Genomic DNA, 19,148 nt, shown 5'->3' with positions numbered 1-19,148 from the left:
GGATTTTTCCGCTGTTGACAAAAACGGAACTCTCCTGATACGCTTCGATTATGCAAACGTTAGAAAGAGATTTTGACTTAACTGAAATCATTAACGGAGAGGAAATAATGAGGCCCAGTCCATTTAGAAGACACCAGAGCATTATCATGAAGTTAACAAAAAAAATATTGTTTCACTTAGAAAAACATGATTTAGGCGAGTTATACATATCGCCACTTGACGTAATTTTTGAAGAGGGAACTAACAGGCTCCAACCCGATTTGCTGTTTGTTAAGAAGGATAATCATAATATACTTCAGGACTGGATAAGAGGTGTACCGGATATGGTTTGTGAGATAATATCTCAGGGCAGCTATGAAATGGATACAGAAATTAAGAAAGCTATTTATGAGAAGTACAGAGTGCCTGAGTACTGGATTGTAATGCCGGAGCTGCAAACTATTGAGATATTAACCATAGAAGGAGGCAGGTACAGGCCACATTCTGTTGCTGCGTTTGAAGGCATGGTTATATCTAAAGTAATAGAAGGGCTTCAGTTTGACGTCAGGGATATATTTGAGCAATCTCTATAACAAACTCTCTACCCTGTTTCTTAACGAAAAACCTCTGAGAGCGAAAACTTTGTCTCCTTTGTACTGAATCATCACCTTATGGCTTATTCCCATGCCGCCTTCAGTTATAAGCCGCTTGACCTTCGCAGCCTGAAAGGCAAAATCCTCTGCATTGACTATCTCCGATAAAAACTCATCTATACCTAAAGACACTAAAAACGTGCCCTGCGGACAAAACCCAATACACTTAAAACCCACAGCTTCTCCCCACTCCTTTAGTGATGTAAAGTTTACGTGCGCCGTGATGTCCTGGTCTCCTATGTTTATGTAAGGGTTTTCGTGGGCACGGTGTTTGTGATAACACATAAGAGTTCCAGCGGAACGCTCCGGAGTGTAGTATTCCCACGCCGGATAGCCATAGTCTATTGTTAAAATAAATCCCTCAGCTAAAAACTCTGAAATCTCCGAAAGCCAACCACGCGCCTCTAAATTAATTTCTGTTCTATAGCCACCTGCTAAATCAAGAGGAATTGATATGTTAAATTCCCTGAGATAATCCATCACTCCGGAGGTTGGATTAAAGAACTTCTCCTCTAAATTTTCGTCAACAAAAATCTCTTCTATTTTGCCGTTTTTTGCCTCTATTAAATGAACTGGAAATGAATCTATCAGTTCATTTGAAATAACGCATCCTTTCATCTGAGGGAAATCTTTCATACTTACAAGCCATGTGATTTTATCTGAAAACTCAGTTAGTCTGGCTTTTTGTTTAAGTTGAAAATACGGATTTCGTTCAACTATAACGTAGAAAATGCTGTTAAAAATCTCCCTGTCTTTTAAACTCGCCATTATATCAAGACAGATGAGGCCGCCGCCACCGCCATACTCTATGATGTGAAACTTCTCCGGTTTTTTCATTAGAAGCCACATCTCCTCAATTTGCCTTGCAATTGCCCATCCAAATGCCCTGTGAAGATTAGAGGCAGTGAAAAAATCCCCTCCCCGCCCTATCTCTGTGTTACTGTTCATGTAGTAGCCAAATTCCGGGGCATACAGGGCAATATCCATAAAATCCCTGAAACTTATGCAACCATCCTGCTTAATCCGTTCCCTTATGATTTGTTCCACTGTCATTGTGTATAAGGATATGATAACAAAAATCAAGGACATAACGGGTTAATTGACAAAACCAAAAGTCCGGCAATATACTATTATTATGCAAGCTTTAACGAGAGACTTTGACTTAACTGAAATTATAAACGGAGAGGAAATCATGGGGCCTAGTCCATTTGGAAGACATCAAAGCATTGTCATGAAAATTACAAAGAGAATACTGTTTCACCTGGAAAGACATAATTTAGGTGAGTTATATGTATCACCTCTTGATGTGATTTTTGAAGAGGGGATTAACAGGCTTCAGCCTGATATTTTGTTTATCAGGAGGGAGAACATGAGTATCTTTCAGGATTGGATAAGAGGTGTACCAGACATGGTTTGTGAGATAATATCTCAGGGCAGTTACGAAATGGATACCGAAATTAAAAAAGCTATTTATGAGAAATACAGAGTGCCAGAGTATTGGATAGTCATGCCGGAGCTGCAAATGATTGAGATTCTAACCATTGAAGGTGATAGGTACAAGTTACATTGTGTTGCATCATTTGAAGGAGTTGTAACCTCTAAGGTCATAGAAGGGCTTGCAATCAGTATCAAAGATATATTCGAGTAGCCTTCTAAGCGCGCATCCAACAATTTTCATATGTTCACAACCCCATCATTTATGTTATAATATTTCGTGGTAAAAGTTATAATAAAGAAATCCACTTACAGTTATGAGGAGCTAAAGCAAAATATTACCTCGATTCTGGACAGCCTCAACACCGGGCTTATCAAAGAGGGAACCCGTGTTTTAATAAAACCGAATTTTCTTTTAGCCTACCCACCCGATAAAGCTGTGACAACACATCCGCTTGTGGTTAAGGCTATAGCCGAGTATGTGCTTAATCTCGGTGCAAGCGTTCAAATATCGGATAGCTCCGGCTCTCCAACTAATATATTTAATCAGATACTAAAAGTTGGCGGCTATCAGGACGCTCTCAAAGGACTTGACGTTACATTTAAGGATTTCACAAGGTCTGTGATGGTTAACACTGCCTCTTCTTTTAAAAACATCGAGATAGCTGAAGATGCACTTAAGGCTGAGGTAATTATAAATGCAGCAAAACTCAAAACCCACACGCAGATGCGGTTAACACTTGCAGTGAAAAACCTCTTTGGTACAATTGTGGGGTTAAAAAAACCGCAATGGCATATGAAAGTGGGAGAAAACCGGGAGAAATTTGCAGAGCTCCTTGTCACGCTTTACTCACTGCTAAAACCTCAAATCAACATACTGGACGGCATTCTTGCTATGGAGGGGGATGGCCCTGGCTCTTCAGGAATTCCTCGAAATATGGGCGTGCTTATGGGCTCCTCTGATGCCGTTACTTTGGATATGGCAGTTTGTGAGATGCTTAATATTGCCCCCCTTTGGCTTTACACAAACAAGGCTGCTCTCAAACTTGATCTAATCAAAGACTATACGATTGAGGGCGAAATGGACGAGGTAACGGGGTTTGTGTTTCCCAAAGAGACCAGTATGCTTTTTGGCCCCCCTGTTGCCAGGAAGTTTATGAGAAAACACCTTACCACAAGACCTAAAAATGTTGACGGCGCCTGTAAACTGTGTAACAGCTGCGTAAAAATATGTCCGGCACAAGCCATCACAAATGACGGCAAAAAACTAATCTTTAATTACGAAAAATGTATCAGATGCTACTGCTGCCAGGAGATTTGCCCGCACAAAGCTATAGAAATCTACGAGCCGCTTATGGGAAAAACCATTATGAAGATGTTTAGTAAATAAAATCAGACATTTTATTATATGTATAACAATTAAACGAGGTTGGTAGTGTGAGCCAAAAGTGTCCGTGTTGCAGATTTGAAATTGATGTAACATCTCAACTATTGTGTCCGCAATGCAGTTGGGATATAGAGTCCGATCTTAGTTTAAACCAATCACACACGGCTGTTACCTCAGATGTATTCGACAAGTACAACAAGAAACTTAAAATAGCAATTAACAACTGGAACAGGCTGCAGGATACTCTCAATAGCAGTCTTGGACGAATTGCACAACTTGAGGCAAAACTTAAAGATGATAACGCCACAAATCAAAAAGACGAGGATGTCCTCCAAAACCAGCCGCTATATACTGACACAATAACCGGCATGGAATTTGTCTTTGTAAAAGGCGGATGTTTTCAGATGGGAGATTCTTTTGGTGACGGTTTTCCTGATGAATTACCGCTGCATGAGGTTTGCGTGGATGATTTTTATATAGGCAGGTATCCGGTAACACAAGAGCAATGGAAAAGCATAACCGGCGGCAATCCGTCACGTTTTCAGGAGTCCGTCAACCTGCCTGTTGAACAGGTAAGCTGGGAGGATGCTCAGGATTTCATAAAGGAACTGTGCGCAAAAAGTGGCGCCAGGTATCGTTTACCTACTGAGGCCGAGTGGGAATATGCCTGCAGGGGCGGGGGTATGAATGAGAGATACTCCGGCGGTAACTTTCCCGACAACGTTGCATGGTATGACGGGACATCAGGCAGAAAGCCGCAACCTGTTGGCACAAAGAAGCCAAATAGTCTGGGTATTTATGATATGAGCGGTAACGTGTGGGAGTGGGTTTTAGATATATACGCTAAAGACGCCTACAAAAAACATGAACGCAATAACCCAGTTCATCACGGCAACGGGCGTAGCCGGGTTATGCGCGGTGGCAGTTGGTACGACTCAGCAAGAAGCGTCAGATGCACAAACAGGTACTACGCTAACCCCGGATTTAGATTCATTGATATTGGCCTCCGGCTCGTTTTGAAGATAAATTCACAGAAATAGAAGTTTTGAAAGCTAACTCTTGTGTGACACAAAATCTATCATACCCTTAGCGGCACGCCTTCCCTTACCCATGGCATGAATCACTGTTGTAAACGTCCACGAGCTTTTAGATATGTCTCCGCCTGCAAAAACACCGGGGATTGAGGTCATCTGAGTCTCATCGTCAACAGGAATATAGCCGTTTTTATCGAGTTTCAGATGTGCGGTGGTTTTTCCTATTATGGGATTAGCCATAGTTCCCAGTGCGTATATAACAGTATCAACATCCAGCGTAAACTCCGTGCCCAATATTGGGCTTACTGTCAGACGCCCCTTACTGTCTGGCTCTCCCTGCTGTAGTTTAATACATCGCATACCCTTAATCCAGCCATCCGGAGTGCCCACGATTTCAACAGGTGCAGTTAACCATATAAACTGCACTCCCTCCTCCATGGCGTGTGTTATTTCCTCCTTACGGGCCGGGCTTTCGTTAACTGTTCTTCTGTAAACTATGTAAACGTTTTTGGTATTAAGCCTGAGCGCCACTCTTGCGGCATCCATAGCAGTGTTACCACAGCCAATTACTGCTATATTATGCCCAATCCCTACCGGTGTGGCGTGAGTTGGGAAATCATAGCCATGCATGAGGTTAACACGGGTCAGAAACTCGTTAGCGCTCATGACGCCGTTTAGAAACTCTCCCTTTATACCGGGGCTTTGCGGATAGCCGGCGCCGGTTCCAATAAATACGGCGTCAAAGCCGTGTTTGTGCATAAGATCTTCAATCGTGTGCGTTTTGCCGATTATTTTATTGGTTTCAATTTTAATGCCGAGGTTTTTCAGGTTTTCGATTTCTCTTGATACAATTCCCTTAGGCAGCCGAAACTCCGGTATCCCATACATCAGAACGCCTCCAGGCAGGTGAAGGGCTTCAAATATCACGACTTCAAATCCGGCCTTTGCCAAATCCGATGCACAGGCAAGCCCAGAGGGGCCTGAGCCTATAATTGCAGCACGTTTGCCGTTTCGTTTTATTTCTGATTTATCAGTCCAGTTGTTTTTTTGGGCAAGGTCTCCGACAAAACGTTCCAGCGACCCTATGGCAACCGGTGCGTACTTTTTCCCAACCACACACTTTAACTCGCACTGCTTCTCCTGAGGACACACTCTGCCACAGATTGACGGAAACAGGTTGGCCTCTGTTATTATCCTGTACGCATTCTCATAGCTCTGATTTGTAATCTCATGTATAAAACCCTTAATATTGATGTTAACCGGACAGCCGGTTATGCAGGCTGGTTTCTTGCACTGAAGGCATCTGTCAGCCTCAGTAAGGGCGACATCCTCTGTGTAGCCTGTAACTACCTCAAGAAAATTCTTACGGCGAACTGCCGCATCCTGATGTCCTGCCGGAGAGCGTTGCGGGTTAATCGTGTTTATATTTTTTGTTTTTTCATCTGCTGCATAGGTCTTCACTGCGAACTTTCAAACCTCTTAAGCGCTATTTTTTCGTATCTATCAAAGCGTTTCTGTCGAATCAGCAATTCATCGAAATTAACAATATGGCCGTCCATATCAGGTCCGTCTATACAGGCAAACTTGACCTCATTACCGACACTGACCCGACAGCTGCCGCACATTCCGGTACCATCGACCATTATGGGATTTAAAGAGACTATGGTTTTTATGCCAAAAGGGCGTGTAACCTCAGCACATGCCCGCATCATAACAAGCGGCCCTATTGCCACAACCAGATTAACTCCTCCGTGGCTTATAATTCTTTTCAGAGGCTCAGTCACAAGCCCCTTCTCGCCGTAAGAACCGTCATCTGTGGTGATTACAAGTTCATCGGAAAAATATCTGAAACGCTCCTCCCAAAACACAATTTCCTTTGAGCGAAACCCTACAATTGAAATGGTATGATTGCCTTTTTCCTTAAACGCGCGCAATTGGGGATATATGGGAGCCACCCCTAACCCTCCGCCTACAAATAACACGGTGCCGACTTTCTCAATATGTGATGCTTCACCCAGAGGACCTGCCACGTCAAGGAGGGAATCCCCCGCCTCATACGACATCATTTCCTTTGAGGTCTTACCAACCACCTGGATAACAAGAGTGATTGTTCCTCTTTCGGCATCAAAATCTGCAATGGTTAGTGGTACACGCTCTGATTTGTCATTGTGATGGACTATGACAAACTGCCCGGGCTTAGATGAGCTTGCAATGTCTGGCGCCTCTATCTCCCACATATACGTTACGGGTGAGAATATCTCTTTCCTGATTATCTTAAACATCGCTACTGTTTTTCATTCCTTCAGTGCCTAATTATATTTCATCCTATCTGTATATGTCAATCTTTAAGAAACCAGTAATCCGGCGGAGGGCAAAGCCCTCAGCCGGATTGGCAAGATTATAGAAACTATCTGGTATTACTTATACCATTAGTATTCTGTTAAAGGAGTCCTGACGTTGGATCGCTTTACCGGCGTTTTAGTCTCCGGTTTTGTTGTGTTGTCTGAGGCAAGCACTGTGAGAGTGTCATAGAGAATAAGTGCATTTGTATTTGAGTAGTTAACAACATCTTCATCGAAAAGGGATCTGTTTACGCAGACCGCCAAATCGTAGTCACGGGTGATATAATGTTGAATTGAGCAGTCGTAAGCAAATATCTGTCCTCTGTGGCCGATAATGCTGTAATCTCCCTCAACCATTATACCAAGTCCATAGTAGTAGTTACCCATACCGTAGTCATTAAGGTTTACGTATGTCGTTTCCAGCGCATGATACGTCGAATTAAGCAAAGTGCCGCTATAAAGTGCTTGCATCCATGTCAACAGGTCAGGTATGTTAGAAACAATACTGCCTGAAGCAAATGGATAAGACGGGTCGCTAACTGTACGTTCTATCATCTTCCCTGTCAGACTGTTATACATATAGCCATGTGCATAACTGCCGCTTATGTATGGATTCCCGGCAAACGGAACTTCTGTGCTGGTCATCCCCAATGGGGTAAGTATTCGTTTTTGTACCTGATTTTCATATGTGTCACCAGATGCCGCCTCTATTATAAGTCCAAGCAGGTAGTAGTTTGAATTGGAATACTCCCAATTGGTTCCTACCGTAAAGTCCGGAGAGTGGCTGTTTATCACAGACATTACCTCGCTGCTTGTAAATATTCTGTACGGATCAGAATAAGCAGCTATGAATATGGAATCGGTGAAGTCTGTATATGTATGTATGCCGCTTGTGTGATTAAGTAGATTTTTTATCGTTATCGAACCAAGGTTATAGTTTGTTAAAGCGCTGGCGACAGTTGGCAGCCATTTTGTCACATTATCCGACAATGACAGTTTACCCTCCTGAGCTAACTGGAGCACCACTGTTGCGGTGAATGTTTTCGATATGCTGCCTATTCTGAACTTATCTGTGTATCTTATAGGGGTTAAAGTTGAATTATCCGAATAACCGGCTGTCCCGTACCATGCAGTGTTATTGTCCTTCTTGATTCCCATTACCATGCCGGGCACATTCTCATAATTTGGGTTATTAGTTCTGTTAGTTACCATGGCTTGTATCCGCGATGCCTGAGATGATGTTAATGAGCTGCCGGCTGTTGTTGTAGTATTGCTGCTGCTATTATTGCCTGATGAACCTGAACCACAGCTTAAAAGCGACAACATAAGAACTAAAGCAAGAGATAACGCTAATGCCTCTGAAATCCTGCTGCTGAGTGTTCTTCCCTCTGATATTCTTTTCATTGACTGATCTCCTTCATGTGATTTATTTTATACTTGCCTCTGCCTAACTTTGCTATAACTGTCAATAATACCTTGAATTAACGATATGTTTTTTTCTGCATTTAGCCCGGAAAGCATGTCAGCATGGTTTCCAAATCCATTATAAACTAAATAAATGCCTTTTGTCGAGTTTTCCCAGTTACGATTGAGATAATGGCAGCCATTGCGTCCATCGTCTGTAATTTCATCTTCTGCTAAAATCAAATGCAGGTTGGAATCGGTAACATCCACATTTAACATATTGTCAATAAATCCGGCGTAGTGCTCCATCTGCCTGATAATTGTTTTACTCACAAGGTTTTCTTTTAAAAAAAGCTCCCCTGCCTCTGCACTATAACTTATCTGCGAAAGGAAACTATCATAATGCTGCTGCAAGCTCTCCTCTGTCTGCATTTTGTTATAGCCTGATTTCTTTACCCTTCTGTATGAGTCAATGAGTATTACATCGGTAACAATTGTCCGGCCAAGTGACCGTGATAACTCAAAGGCAAGATTTCCGCCCACTGAGTGCCCTACCAAAATACAAGGACTGCCGTTTTGTACCTTTTGTATCTCTGCTGTATAGCGGCTGAGCAGATCGTCAGAAGCTGTATAGTTAAGGCCATATACGGTAACTCCTCTTAACCTCTTTGCAACATCTCTGTAAACGAACGCGTAACCGGAAAGCGGAGGCAGAAAGAACACGTTAAGTTCACCGTCATTATTTAACACCACAAGCGGATTTGCGTTAACAGTTTCGTTAAAACTTTTTACGTTTTCTATCCCCATTGCTTGTAAGTTTATGGTTTGATATTCAAATACAATAGTAAGAGGGAGTTTATGGTTAAAACGTTCCCTTAGTTTTATAGCTAAACTAATAGCGGTTATGCTGTTTCCTCCTATGTCAAAAAAGTTATCGTAAATCCTTGCATTTCCTCTGCCAAGTACAAGCTCCCAAAGAGAGGCAATCTCAGTTTCAAGCTCTGTACACGGCTTTTGATGTTCTTTGGCGGCTGGTAAGACAACAGTTCCAACAGAAGGCAGCATTTTTTTATCCACCTTGCCACTGATTGTTGTTGGGAGTGCATCAAGCTCAATAAAATGAGCGGGAATCATATAATCTGGCAGAGTTTTTCGCATGTGCTCTTTCACTGCTGCCACAGATAGTGTTTCATTCGATGTATAATAGGCGGCAAGTGCCATTCCATCAGAGGATTTTATCGCAACAACTGTTGCTTTTTTTATCTTTGAAAAAGACGATAAAACTCTTTCCACCTCAAGCGGCTCTACCCGATATCCTCTTATTTTAACCTGATCGTCTTTACGTCCCAAAAACTCTAATGTGCCGTCATGGTGCCATCGGCCAATGTCCCCCGTGTGATAAAGCCTCATACCGGTTTTAAATGGATTATCAGTAAACACCTCAGACGTTAAAGATTCATTATTCAGATATCCTCTTGCAAGACACACTCCGGAAATATAAATCTCTCCGGTCACGCCTACAGGTAGAAGGTTCATATTGTCATCAAGCACATATACGTAAACATTAGCTATGGGTTTTCCTATGGGAACAGATTTTAAATAGCTGCGCTTTGGGCTGATTTCATGAATTGTTGCGCAGACTGATGTCTCAGTAGGGCCGTAGGCGTTAAAACACCGGCTGTGTTGGGCAATTTTAAGACAAGCACCAACATTTGCAGCCTCACCGGCTGTGATGACAGTTTTTATGGTGCTTAGAGCCTCCGTATCAAGTGTCTGCAGATAGACAGGCGGAATTGTAGCCACAGTTACGCCATAGTCTTTTATAAAAGCCGTAAATTTTGATGGATCCTTAATACTCATTTCATCTATCGGCACCAATGCAGCCCCTGCAAAGAGCGCCATAAATATTTCCGACATAGATGCATCAAAAGACGGCGAGGCAAACTGAAGCACTCTGTCAGTCTGCTCTACTGCAAAAATTCGTAACTGCTCTGTGGACATGTTTACAAATCCACCATGTTCAACCATCACCCCTTTTGGTCTGCCTGTTGAGCCTGAGGTGTATATCACATAAGCCAGATCGCCTCCTGAGACCACACTCTGGTAATCTGAAGTCTCAGTAACCGGTAAATTTAAAAGGTCAACTACCTTAATGTACTCGTATGTTTTCCTTAAGTGTTCATATACCGGGAGAGTGCTCTCTGTAAGAATCAGTTTACATCCGCTGTCTCTTAGTACATAGTCAAGTCTTTCATAAGGGAAATTGGTATCAAGCGGCATATAAACAGCGCCTGCTTTCAGCACTCCAAGGAGCGCAGTTATAAGTGAGCGTCCGCGAGGGAGAATTACTGCCACTATATCACCGCATTTAACATTAAATTGCTGTGTCAGTGTGAAGGCCAAAGAATCAGTCAGCCGGTTAAGCTCAGTGTAAATAATATCCCCGTCTTTTGTAATTATAGCAGGCAGCTCTGCACATTCTGCCGCCTTTTCAATAAACATATCCACGATACTCCTGGCATGGGCAAAAGGAGCATCAAAGCCAGCAAAGTCGTTAAGTAAAGTTTTCGTTTCTTTATCGCTTACTGCCTTGATGTGTTTTAATGGACTGAGTGGATCTTTTGAAAATGATTCTGCAAGGGTCACGAAATTTGCTGCCATAATGGAAATTGTGCTTTCCATAAACAGTGCATCAGCATAGTTTATATTTAGAGTAATTTGACCCTGTTTTTTTGTGAAATGGAAAGTGAGATCAAACTTTGTCACGTTGTAGTTAAATGGAAGCTCTGAAATAACAATCCCATCTCCAAATACATCAGATGATTTTTCAGCCTCATCATCAATCTCATCAAAAACAACCATTATGTCAAAAATCGGATGCCGGCTTATATCTCTTGCAAGTGAAAGATCATCAACAAGCAGATCAAACGGATACCTCTTGTGGTCAAAGGCCCCGGCAACTGTGGTTTTTATTTTCTTTAACAGTGTTATAAAGTTGTCACTGCCTGAGATTTCATCTCTTATAACCACGGTGTTAACAAAAAGTCCCACCTGGCTTTCCAAATCAGGGTGAGCTCTCCCTGTTACAGGCGTGCCAAGAAGAATGTCACTTTGACCTGTATAACGATAAAGAAGCGCTTTTAAGATAGTAACAAAAACTGAAAAAGCCCCTGTTCCATGAGCTTTACCTATATCCAAAAGCCTCTCAGACAGAGACGGATTGATTTGTATGTTTACGGTTTTGCCGCTGAAGGATTGCTTGTGTGGGCGCGGGAAATCAATGGGCAGTCTTAGCGGCACAATTTCAGAGACAGAAAACCTGTCCAGCCAATACTGTTTATCTTTCTGTGTTTTTTCCACTGTGACAGCAGAGCCCTGCCATGCAACAAAGTCTCTGTAGTTAATCTTAAGAGGAACAAGCGGATTTTTGTTGCCTTTAAGCAACGTTTCATAAATAGCCATTAGCTCAGATGTGATTATCCTGAAAGACCATCCGTCACAAACAATGTGATGCGCCTTTATAATTAGCACGCGCTTTTTTTCGGAAAGTAAAAGAAGTTTTACGGCAAAAAGCGGTCCCTTAAACAGATCCATTGGTTTTAGCGATTCCTCCTCTGCCATCAGCCGTGCCTTCTTGAGTGCGTCAGGTGCGTCTAAAATATCAACGCAATCAAATGAAAACCCGTCAGAGTCGTTTACTGTTTGCATAGGGGGGCCGGTTTTAGTTGTTAGAAGTGTGGTTTTTAGCAGGTCATGGCGGTCAACCAGTGTTTTAAATGATTTGTATAAAATAGGTATATCTATTTCTCCCTCAATGAGATATGCGGCTGTCATATTATAGGCCACTGCATCACCCTCAATCTGCTCCAGCACCCACATGCGCCTCTGGGCGTGTGAAAGGGGATATGCTCCGACGCGCTCCACATGCCGGATTTCATCAAACTCAGAATGTGCCTTACGTGATAAAACCTGTGCAAGAGATTCAACAGTAGGATTTTCCATTATTTCGCGCAGTGTCAGCTCGATTGAAAGCTCTTTGTGGATTTTTGACATTATAAGCATTGCCTTGAGACTGTGGCCGCCTAGCGCAAAAAAATTGTCCTTTATGCCAATTCTCTCACGTCCTAAGAGGGATTGCCATATTGAGGCAGTAACAGTCTCAATATGGTTTCGAGGCGCTATAAAACTATCTTGTGTAATCGTTTTGCTTGATTTCCTATATAAAGCAAGAGTTTTTCTGTCAATTTTACCGTTTGCCGTAAAAGGAAACTTTTCAATAAATTCAAACCCTGTAGGAATCATGTAATCAGGCAGAGTCTGAGACAGATAATCTCTGAGTTCAGACTCATTAAATTCGTTGTTATTAAGGATTATAAAGGCGGTGAGTTCTTTTTCAGTTGAATCCGTTTCGGTTGCAATCACAGCGGCATCCTTAACAAAGGGATGCTCTTTTATCCGGCACTCTATCTCACCTGGCTCTACGCGGTAGCCGCGAATTTTAAGCTGGTCGTCGGTTCTGCCAAGACACTCAAGCTCACCGTTAGATAGCCATCGTCCGAGATCACCGGTTCTATAAATCAGCTCTCCGGGCACATGCGGATTTTCTATGAATTTCTCTACCGTAAGCTGCTCCTGTTTGTAGTAGCCTTTTGATACTCCAGCTCCTCCTATGCAAATCTCCCCAGCCGCTTTGCATGGTAAAAGGCTCCCGTCTGAGGATAAAACATAGACGGATTCATTTAATAACGGGCGGCCAATGTTAAGCACTCCATCGTTTAGCCTTTTAGCAGTTGACCATATGGTGGTCTCAGTTGGCCCGTAAACATTAAACACACTTATACCAAGTTGCATTCTATCGCCTAACTTTGTTGGCATCGTCAAAAGCTCCTCAACGTACTCAAAAGTACGCCTGCGTCGCTTTCTCCTTGCCGCCTCGTTATGCTTCTGACTGCTACTCGGTATTACAATGCTAAAAAGAGGTTTCAGGCGGTCAAATAAGTCAATTGGTAGTGGCTCACCGCCTATGATTAATACTCTTAAAGCGCTAAGAGCGTCAACATCACTGTCGTCAAGCAAAAGTTTTAGTCTTGACGGCGTAATCTGAAGGGCTGTAACAGCAGATTCCCTGAGCTTTCGCAGCATCTCAGGCGGGCTGAGTATTTCAGAGTCACGGCTTAACACCACAGTCATGCCGATAAGGAGGCTCTCTATAAGCTCAAGCACGGAGATATCAAAAATAACTGTAGTAAGCGCATAAATGCTGTCCGTGTGTGTAAGGCCAAACACGCCTGTCATGTTGGCTGAAAATGAGACCACATTTGAATGCGTTACCATAACGCCTTTAGGATTACCGGTTGAGCCTGAGGTGTATGTGACATATGCAGCTGAGTCAGGTGTTATCCCTTTTATAGGATTTGAGGTTTCCCCCTCTTTAATTGAACCAATGTTACATATTGCGCTTGGGAAAATATCAGAGAACTCTTTTACATATTTATCTGAGGTAAGCAGCACTTTACAGCCGCTTTTTTCAACTATGTAGAGAATTCTTTTTAACGGCAACACAGGATCAATGGGCACATAGGCTGCCGATGATTTCAAAATTCCTAAAATCCCGCCAACCAGCAACTCAGTACGCTCCGTCATAATACCAACAAGGTCGCCCGCTCTGACGCTTAGCACGTTTTTAAGGTGATGAGCAATGCGATTTGACATTACGTTTAGCTGGGAAAATGAAACCGGTTTATCATCGGAGATAACCGCTGTTTTGTCAGGGTTTAACAGCACCTGCCGCTCAAAAATATCCGTAACTGTGGAATCTTTTTCAAATGCGGCAGTTGTGTCATTAAATGTATAAATAATCTTATTTCTTTCTACTTGCGTTAACATATCCATTTTGGAAATGCTTACATATGGGTTTTGGCAGGCAGAGGCCGCAAGTTGGAGCAGATGGTTTATAGCTCTATGGATGTCATTTTCGTCATACACGTTAGCGTCAAAGGAAAATCTGAATCTTATTGCTTTACCTGTTAATATGCTTATCTCAAGAGGATAGTTTGTTTGTTCGAAAAAACCTTTCCATTGTATATTGAGATTTTCCTTTATGCTAACGCCTGGGGTCGCTGACCCCTCCGGATAATTTTCAAACACGAGTATATGGTCAAAGAGGGCAGTTTTAAGAAGATGTGAGGCTGCAATATCAGCAAGGCTGTGGTGTTCGTGACTTTGTGTCTCTATTGATTCAGCATAAATACGGCAGGCAAGCTCTGTAAAACTCTCTTTGCTGCTAAATGTTACTCTTACGGGAATTGTATTGATAAATAAACCAATCATGCGTTCCACTAAAGGAATTTCAGGCGGTCTGCCGGAGACAACAAGACCAAACACAACATCGGTAACACTGTTGTATTTACCAAGCAGCACTGCCCAGAGTGCCTTAATTACCGACACAACTGTAACACCTGAGTCGGAGGCCAGTTTATTTAAAGATGACGAAATTTGGTTATCTGCTTCAATTGTTACCGTTTTCAGAAGATATGGTTTTTGCTGATAATCAGTTCCTTTAAATGGCAGAGGGGTGCTTTGTAAAAACCCATTTAAACGCTCATTCCAGTATTGCGCCGATGCATTATAGTTGCGCTGTTTCAGCCATTTTATATAAACACTGTATTGAGTTACCGGAGGAAGTGTAACTGAGGTTTTTGAAATCATAGCGTTATAGATAGTAAGAAACTCCTCCTGAATTATTCCTGTGCACCAGCCATCCATCAAAATATGGTGAAAGCTCCATATCACCTCATAGTGGTTATCTTGTGTGTGGAGCACAGTTATTCGCATAGGAGTGTCTTTGGTAATATTAAACGGAGAGTTTCTGTCCTTTTCCAGCCAAATCTCAGGGTTGGACTCATCAGGAGTAAGCGCACGTAAATCAACATATTTGAAATCCATCCTACGCTCTTTAAGTACAATCTGAAGAGGTTCAGGCACGCCTTTATAAACAAAGATTGTTCTTAAAACATCATGACGCTTTAGGAGTTCATTCCACGAATCCTCAAAAACCTTTAAATTGAGCTGACCCGTTATCGTAAAACACATCTGTTGAAAATACGCAGAGGAGGTAGTATCACTCAGGTAATGATACAGCATCCCTGAGGCTAAGGGACTCAGGGAATAGATATTTTTAACGTTTTCTTTTTTTGTCATATATATGTTATAAATTAAAAAATTTTTGCTTCTCAAAAAGTTGAGGAGCCAAAAGTTGTTATGAATATCTTAGAATTTTGAGCGTTAAAATACGGTTAGGCATTGTTCTATTATAACTGATTGTTTTATTAAAAGAAATATAAAAGCAGATTTATTTATTGATTTAATTGTCAAAACGCAAGAACAGCCTACCATGAAAAGTGTGCCCATAAAAATATGGTGAGTGTTACTTCTTTCTGAAAATCTTATGTGAAATGACCTATAATGTACATTTATGGTATATTAGATAAAAAATGGTTAAAGTTATGGAAAATACAAATACAGACACTGAGATACGAATCTTTATAAATAGCCTTAGGGCTCAGATAAGTGTTTTAGAGGCAAGGCTAAAACACTCACATCCGATTACAACAAAGGGAACATTTGCTGATGCTTATGGACTTTTTTCAAGCATGGTACAAACCACAGAAGAGGATGTTAAGGCTGTAGAGTTTAAACTTAAAGACGAGTTTTATAATGACATACATAGTTGATACTCATGCACTGTATGGTTTTTAGAGAAAAATACTCGACTTTCTGAAAATGCTAAAAATGCCCTAATGGATGATAATGCCAAAATTATTATACCAACTATTGTTTTAAATGAAATAATTTTATTGTATGCAAAAAATAAGACAGTTATAAATCTCTTCAAGGTTCTCAATGAAGTCGTAAGTTACTCTAACTGTACTGTTTATCCTCTTGATGATGAGGTTGTATTGAAAATACCTGTAAACATTGATATACATGATGCGATTATTGTAGCTACGGGACTTGTCTTTAGAGATGTTATGGAACATGATGTTGCAGTAATTACAAAGGATAAGATGATAACTATGTCAAATTTAATTAAAACAGTGTGGTAAGACTTATCAATTCTGATTGTTGGATTTCTTCATCGTTTTCTGTTCTGTCTTCTATATGAAGGACAATAGCATCCCTGATATTGTCCTTTATTTCCTCGTAGTTATCACCTTGCGTATAACAACCTTGAAGTTCAGGACAAAAAGCAAAATAGCCATCTTTGTCTTTTTCAACTATTACTGAAAACTTATATTTACTCATATGTTAACCTCCTTAATTCAGAAGCTAAATTGCTTAAGATAGTCTTTCATTTTTCGATCTTCCGTCTCGTTAAGAGATGGACAATGTTCAGGCCCTTTGCCGCCTTCCATAATTTGCGTAGCAAACACTAAGCACGTGGGCTGGCCGCATTTTTTGCAATTTGTTTTTGGAAGGAGTTTCAAAATATCAAGAAGTGTTGGAGAGGCCACACGTTTATATGATGGTTCAATTTCATTGCGTCTTTCCCAGACATCGTTAATCAGCTCCCTAAGCCATTCTAAAATTTTGTCGGCCTGCCCGGCGCTCTCCAAAGCATTGATTGCAATTTTTTTGGAATGCAGTGTTATTAACCTGCCGTTAATCCTGAATGTCACTGAAGGGGGCTCTTTAGTATATTGATAACCGCCAAGCTCGGCATTAAGATATGGAATTGCTTCGGAAATATCTTCACTCAGATGAGCAATGCAGTGCACGGATTGAAAATTCGAATTGCACAACGGAAGGGATATGTCCTTTACATAGCCGGATAATAACATTCATATACCTCTCTATTTACATTATTATATGATAATCTGCATTTTATAATCTTAAGTTTACCATTTATCCTACCTATTACAGAGACGTTCCTTACAGAGAGCGCTTAAAAAACGACCGTTCCCACTTATTTCTGCACATATCACAAAAACAGGAATTTTTCCGAAGCATTAAAAGCAAAACTTTTATGCGTTTTGCTTTTTTTGGCAAAACTGTCCATCTCTTAGTTACTAATATTTTTTAAAAGGCAGGCATCTGAAACGATGTCTTGCCTCATCCACAACAACTATTGCTCCTTTCTCAATGGCTTCCATGGAATCTTTTAAAACTTTATCCAGACGTTTTATTACATTAGATGACCTTGTGTTATAGAGCCTGAAAATAATTACACTTACAAGATTACCGGCGGAAAGAGCTATTATCTCGCCAAAATCTAAATCAAAATCAGCACTACCCGATTTTCAGAATAAGCCTTTTCAAATATTTTCCCGTTTGGTAATTGCTGGAGTCCCTCGTCTCTAAGGTGTATCGCATCATGACCCTCCTGTTTGAGCCATTGCACAACCCTCCATGAGACACCCATGTCTGCCAGAAATCGCATTAAACGGTATATACTTTTTCTTGTGTAAGCCATGCAGCATATTCAAGAGCTTGGCGGATATCCTCCGGTTCAAGGTCAGGATAGTCAGACAACACCTCATCTGTCGAAGCGCCGTGGGCAATCTGCCCCACTATGACTGAAACGGGTATTCTCATTCCCCTTATACATGCTCTGCCGCACATAATCTGAGAATCAAATGTTATGTGATCAAATTCCAACATCTACAATTACCTCCAACCTCAGACTCTTTATTGTTATATGTTTAATCCGCCCGCCGTTTTCACTATTAATTATAGCACTTTCCTCATTTAGACACACAACGTATTACAAAAACAGGAATTTCTCCAAAGCATTAAAGGCAAAACTTTTAAGCCTTCTGCTTTTTTTGACAAAAATCTCTCTGTCAATTTCCACATGCCTGAAGTTGCCGTTTACTATAGACTGCGCATAAATCTTAAGAAATCTTTTTTTTGTTGTTTCGTCTATCTTTAGAAATATTCTGCTGATATGGCCTGAGTATATCTTAAGAAGCCCTTCGTCTTTTATAAATGGAAAAGCACATGTGACAAGAATGTCAACAAGATTAAGCTCATTTTCAGTGTTTGCTCCTAAAATGTCTGTAAGAGACATATTACCGGTTACCCGTAAAGCAACATCAATGATTTTTTGAATATCCCGTTGGTTTCTGATATAGTTGAACAGATAAAAAATAAAATCAAGGGCAAAATCAAAGACACTTTCGTGTCTTAGTGTTGGGTTACTGTTGGATGCCTCAGCGCACAGGGGAAAGAGCCAGTTTGGATATTTTTTGTCAAATCCGCCATCAAACGACGCACCGTGCGGAATGCCGGTAAATATCTCATATATCACCTTAGCCAAAGAATAAATGTCTGACCGCACGGTTACATTCCGTGCATGGTACATGGACTCCGGCGAGGCGTAGAGTTCCGAGCCGATACCGGTACGAGTCAGGGTGGATTGCGCCGAGACCGGCCTGCAGTGGCCAAAGTCGGATACATAAATGTAGGGCAATCCACTTTCTCTGTCATATTTAAAGAGAAAATTTTCAGGCTTAATATCCCTGTGTATGATGTCTTTCTTGTGGATTAACTCAACACAAATAAGGCACTGCACGGATACGGCATATTTGGCAATATCCCTGTCCAAAGCATCTGTAATCAGCAGATCGCGAATCGAGCCCTCCATAAGCTCCATTGAGTACCACAGTGATGTATCGGCGCCGTCATCTAAAATGCCTACAGTGTAGTCGTTTGACACGTCTTTCATTACATCAATTTCTCTTAAAAATCTAAGCTCACTCTCCTCATTTTGCACAAAAGCTTTGTCGTTAAGGAAAATCTTAAGTGCACACGGTTTGCCTCCGTCAAGCTCCGCTGCCTCATAAACTTTGCTGTAAAGCCCCTCGCCTATTAGCTTTCGTATGTCAAACTTCTGTTGTAATTGCTGCTTCATTGG

At 41.4% G+C, this 19,148-nt stretch carries 15 protein-coding genes and 1 pseudogene; 6 read left to right on the top strand and 10 right to left on the bottom strand.

What is annotated here, in order from left to right:
* Nucleotides 1–50 precede the first annotated feature (50 nt).
* Nucleotides 51–572 carry a Uma2 family endonuclease gene (locus tag HQK88_11045; protein ID MBF0617336.1) on the top strand — a complete coding sequence of 174 codons (522 nt, stop codon included), beginning with the start codon at nucleotides 51–53 and terminating at the stop codon, nucleotides 570–572.
* On the opposite strand, the gene HQK88_11040 is transcribed toward HQK88_11045, so the two are convergent.
* Nucleotides 567–1,685 (bottom strand): SAM-dependent methyltransferase, encoded by a 1,119-nt coding sequence (locus HQK88_11040; GenBank protein ID MBF0617335.1) that lies wholly within the window; start codon nucleotides 1,683–1,685, stop codon nucleotides 567–569. The two genes, HQK88_11045 and HQK88_11040, sit on opposite strands and share 6 nt — an antisense overlap.
* Nucleotides 1,686–1,767: 82 nt before the next feature.
* On the opposite strand from HQK88_11040, the gene HQK88_11035 reads away from it, so the two are divergent.
* The 3 genes from HQK88_11035 (at nucleotide 1,768) to HQK88_11025 (ending at nucleotide 4,493) form a co-directional block, all read left to right on the top strand.
* Nucleotides 1,768–2,280 carry a Uma2 family endonuclease gene (locus tag HQK88_11035; protein MBF0617334.1) on the top strand — a complete coding sequence of 171 codons (513 nt, stop codon included), beginning with the start codon at nucleotides 1,768–1,770 and terminating at the stop codon, nucleotides 2,278–2,280.
* 66 nt (nucleotides 2,281–2,346) lie between these two features.
* Complete coding sequence (locus HQK88_11030; protein MBF0617333.1) at nucleotides 2,347–3,456, top strand: DUF362 domain-containing protein; 1,110 nt, start codon at nucleotides 2,347–2,349, stop codon at nucleotides 3,454–3,456.
* A gap of 47 nt (nucleotides 3,457–3,503) precedes the next feature.
* Entirely contained in the window at nucleotides 3,504–4,493 is a 990-nt protein-coding gene (locus HQK88_11025) for a formylglycine-generating enzyme family protein (GenBank protein ID MBF0617332.1), read from the top strand.
* A 12-nt stretch (nucleotides 4,494–4,505) separates the two neighbouring features.
* Here the strand turns inward: HQK88_11025 and gltA are convergent, their stop codons facing one another.
* The 4 genes from gltA to HQK88_11005 form a co-directional block, all read right to left on the bottom strand.
* Entirely contained in the window at nucleotides 4,506–5,912 is a 1,407-nt protein-coding gene (gltA, locus tag HQK88_11020) for an NADPH-dependent glutamate synthase (GenBank protein ID MBF0617331.1), read from the bottom strand.
* A gap of 32 nt (nucleotides 5,913–5,944) precedes the next feature.
* Nucleotides 5,945–6,769 (bottom strand): sulfide/dihydroorotate dehydrogenase-like FAD/NAD-binding protein, encoded by an 825-nt coding sequence (locus HQK88_11015; GenBank protein MBF0617330.1) that lies wholly within the window; start codon nucleotides 6,767–6,769, stop codon nucleotides 5,945–5,947.
* Nucleotides 6,770–6,916: 147 nt separating this feature from the next.
* Nucleotides 6,917–8,233, bottom strand: coding sequence for a beta-lactamase family protein (locus tag HQK88_11010; protein ID MBF0617329.1), 1,317 nt, complete (start codon nucleotides 8,231–8,233; stop codon nucleotides 6,917–6,919).
* 27 nt (nucleotides 8,234–8,260) lie between these two features.
* Entirely contained in the window at nucleotides 8,261–15,433 is a 7,173-nt protein-coding gene (locus HQK88_11005; GenBank protein MBF0617328.1) for an amino acid adenylation domain-containing protein, read from the bottom strand.
* Nucleotides 15,434–15,726: 293 nt separating this feature from the next.
* Between HQK88_11005 and HQK88_11000 the strand changes: the two genes are divergently transcribed.
* Both HQK88_11000 and HQK88_10995 read left to right on the top strand, forming a co-directional pair.
* Nucleotides 15,727–15,966, top strand: a complete 240-nt coding sequence (locus HQK88_11000; protein MBF0617327.1) for a hypothetical protein — start codon at nucleotides 15,727–15,729, stop codon at nucleotides 15,964–15,966.
* 9 nt (nucleotides 15,967–15,975) lie between these two features.
* Nucleotides 15,976–16,338: pseudogene (locus tag HQK88_10995) on the top strand (PIN domain-containing protein).
* Here HQK88_10995 and HQK88_10990 read toward each other — a convergent pair.
* The 5 genes from HQK88_10990 to HQK88_10970 all read right to left on the bottom strand — a co-directional run bounded on the left by HQK88_10990 (nucleotide 16,322) and on the right by HQK88_10970 (nucleotide 19,145).
* Nucleotides 16,322–16,537 carry a type II toxin-antitoxin system HicB family antitoxin gene (locus HQK88_10990; GenBank protein MBF0617326.1) on the bottom strand — a complete coding sequence of 72 codons (216 nt, stop codon included), beginning with the start codon at nucleotides 16,535–16,537 and terminating at the stop codon, nucleotides 16,322–16,324. The pseudogene HQK88_10995 and the gene HQK88_10990 sit on opposite strands and share 17 nt — an antisense overlap.
* A gap of 17 nt (nucleotides 16,538–16,554) precedes the next feature.
* On the bottom strand, nucleotides 16,555–17,073 hold the full coding sequence (locus HQK88_10985) for a Fe-S cluster protein (protein MBF0617325.1): 519 nt from the start codon (nucleotides 17,071–17,073) through the stop codon (nucleotides 16,555–16,557).
* A gap of 431 nt (nucleotides 17,074–17,504) precedes the next feature.
* Nucleotides 17,505–17,633, bottom strand: a complete 129-nt coding sequence (locus HQK88_10980; GenBank protein ID MBF0617324.1) for a DUF5615 family PIN-like protein — start codon at nucleotides 17,631–17,633, stop codon at nucleotides 17,505–17,507.
* Between the two features lie 38 nt (nucleotides 17,634–17,671).
* Nucleotides 17,672–17,893: a DUF433 domain-containing protein gene (locus tag HQK88_10975; protein MBF0617323.1), complete on the bottom strand. Its 222-nt coding sequence runs from the start codon at nucleotides 17,891–17,893 to the stop codon at nucleotides 17,672–17,674.
* Nucleotides 17,894–17,996: 103 nt separating this feature from the next.
* Nucleotides 17,997–19,145 carry a protein kinase gene (locus HQK88_10970; GenBank protein ID MBF0617322.1) on the bottom strand — a complete coding sequence of 383 codons (1,149 nt, stop codon included), beginning with the start codon at nucleotides 19,143–19,145 and terminating at the stop codon, nucleotides 17,997–17,999.
* Nucleotides 19,146–19,148: the final 3 nt, after the last annotated feature.

The sequence above is a fragment of the Nitrospirota bacterium genome, from assembly GCA_015233895.1.
GTDB lineage: Bacteria > Nitrospirota > Thermodesulfovibrionia > Thermodesulfovibrionales > Magnetobacteriaceae > Magnetomonas.
The sequence above is the reverse complement of the archived record's forward strand: the minus strand, read 5'-3'. Positions and strand labels throughout refer to the sequence as shown.

Excerpts from the sequence above, each read along its gene's own strand:
- HQK88_11045 (MBF0617336.1), top strand. The coding sequence starts at position 51 with ATGCAAACGTTAGAAAGAGATTTTGACTTAACTGAAATCATTAACGGA.
- HQK88_11040 (MBF0617335.1), bottom strand. The coding sequence starts at position 1,685 with ATGACAGTGGAACAAATCATAAGGGAACGGATTAAGCAGGATGGTTGC.
- HQK88_11035 (MBF0617334.1), top strand. The coding sequence starts at position 1,768 with ATGCAAGCTTTAACGAGAGACTTTGACTTAACTGAAATTATAAACGGA.
- HQK88_11015 (MBF0617330.1), bottom strand. The coding sequence starts at position 6,769 with ATGTTTAAGATAATCAGGAAAGAGATATTCTCACCCGTAACGTATATG.
- HQK88_11010 (MBF0617329.1), bottom strand. The coding sequence starts at position 8,233 with ATGAAAAGAATATCAGAGGGAAGAACACTCAGCAGCAGGATTTCAGAG.
- HQK88_11005 (MBF0617328.1), bottom strand. The coding sequence starts at position 15,433 with ATGACAAAAAAAGAAAACGTTAAAAATATCTATTCCCTGAGTCCCTTA.
- HQK88_11000 (MBF0617327.1), top strand. The coding sequence starts at position 15,727 with ATGGTTAAAGTTATGGAAAATACAAATACAGACACTGAGATACGAATC.
- HQK88_10990 (MBF0617326.1), bottom strand. The coding sequence starts at position 16,537 with ATGAGTAAATATAAGTTTTCAGTAATAGTTGAAAAAGACAAAGATGGC.
- HQK88_10985 (MBF0617325.1), bottom strand. The coding sequence starts at position 17,073 with ATGTTATTATCCGGCTATGTAAAGGACATATCCCTTCCGTTGTGCAAT.
- HQK88_10975 (MBF0617323.1), bottom strand. The coding sequence starts at position 17,893 with ATGTTGGAATTTGATCACATAACATTTGATTCTCAGATTATGTGCGGC.
- HQK88_10970 (MBF0617322.1), bottom strand. The coding sequence starts at position 19,145 with ATGAAGCAGCAATTACAACAGAAGTTTGACATACGAAAGCTAATAGGC.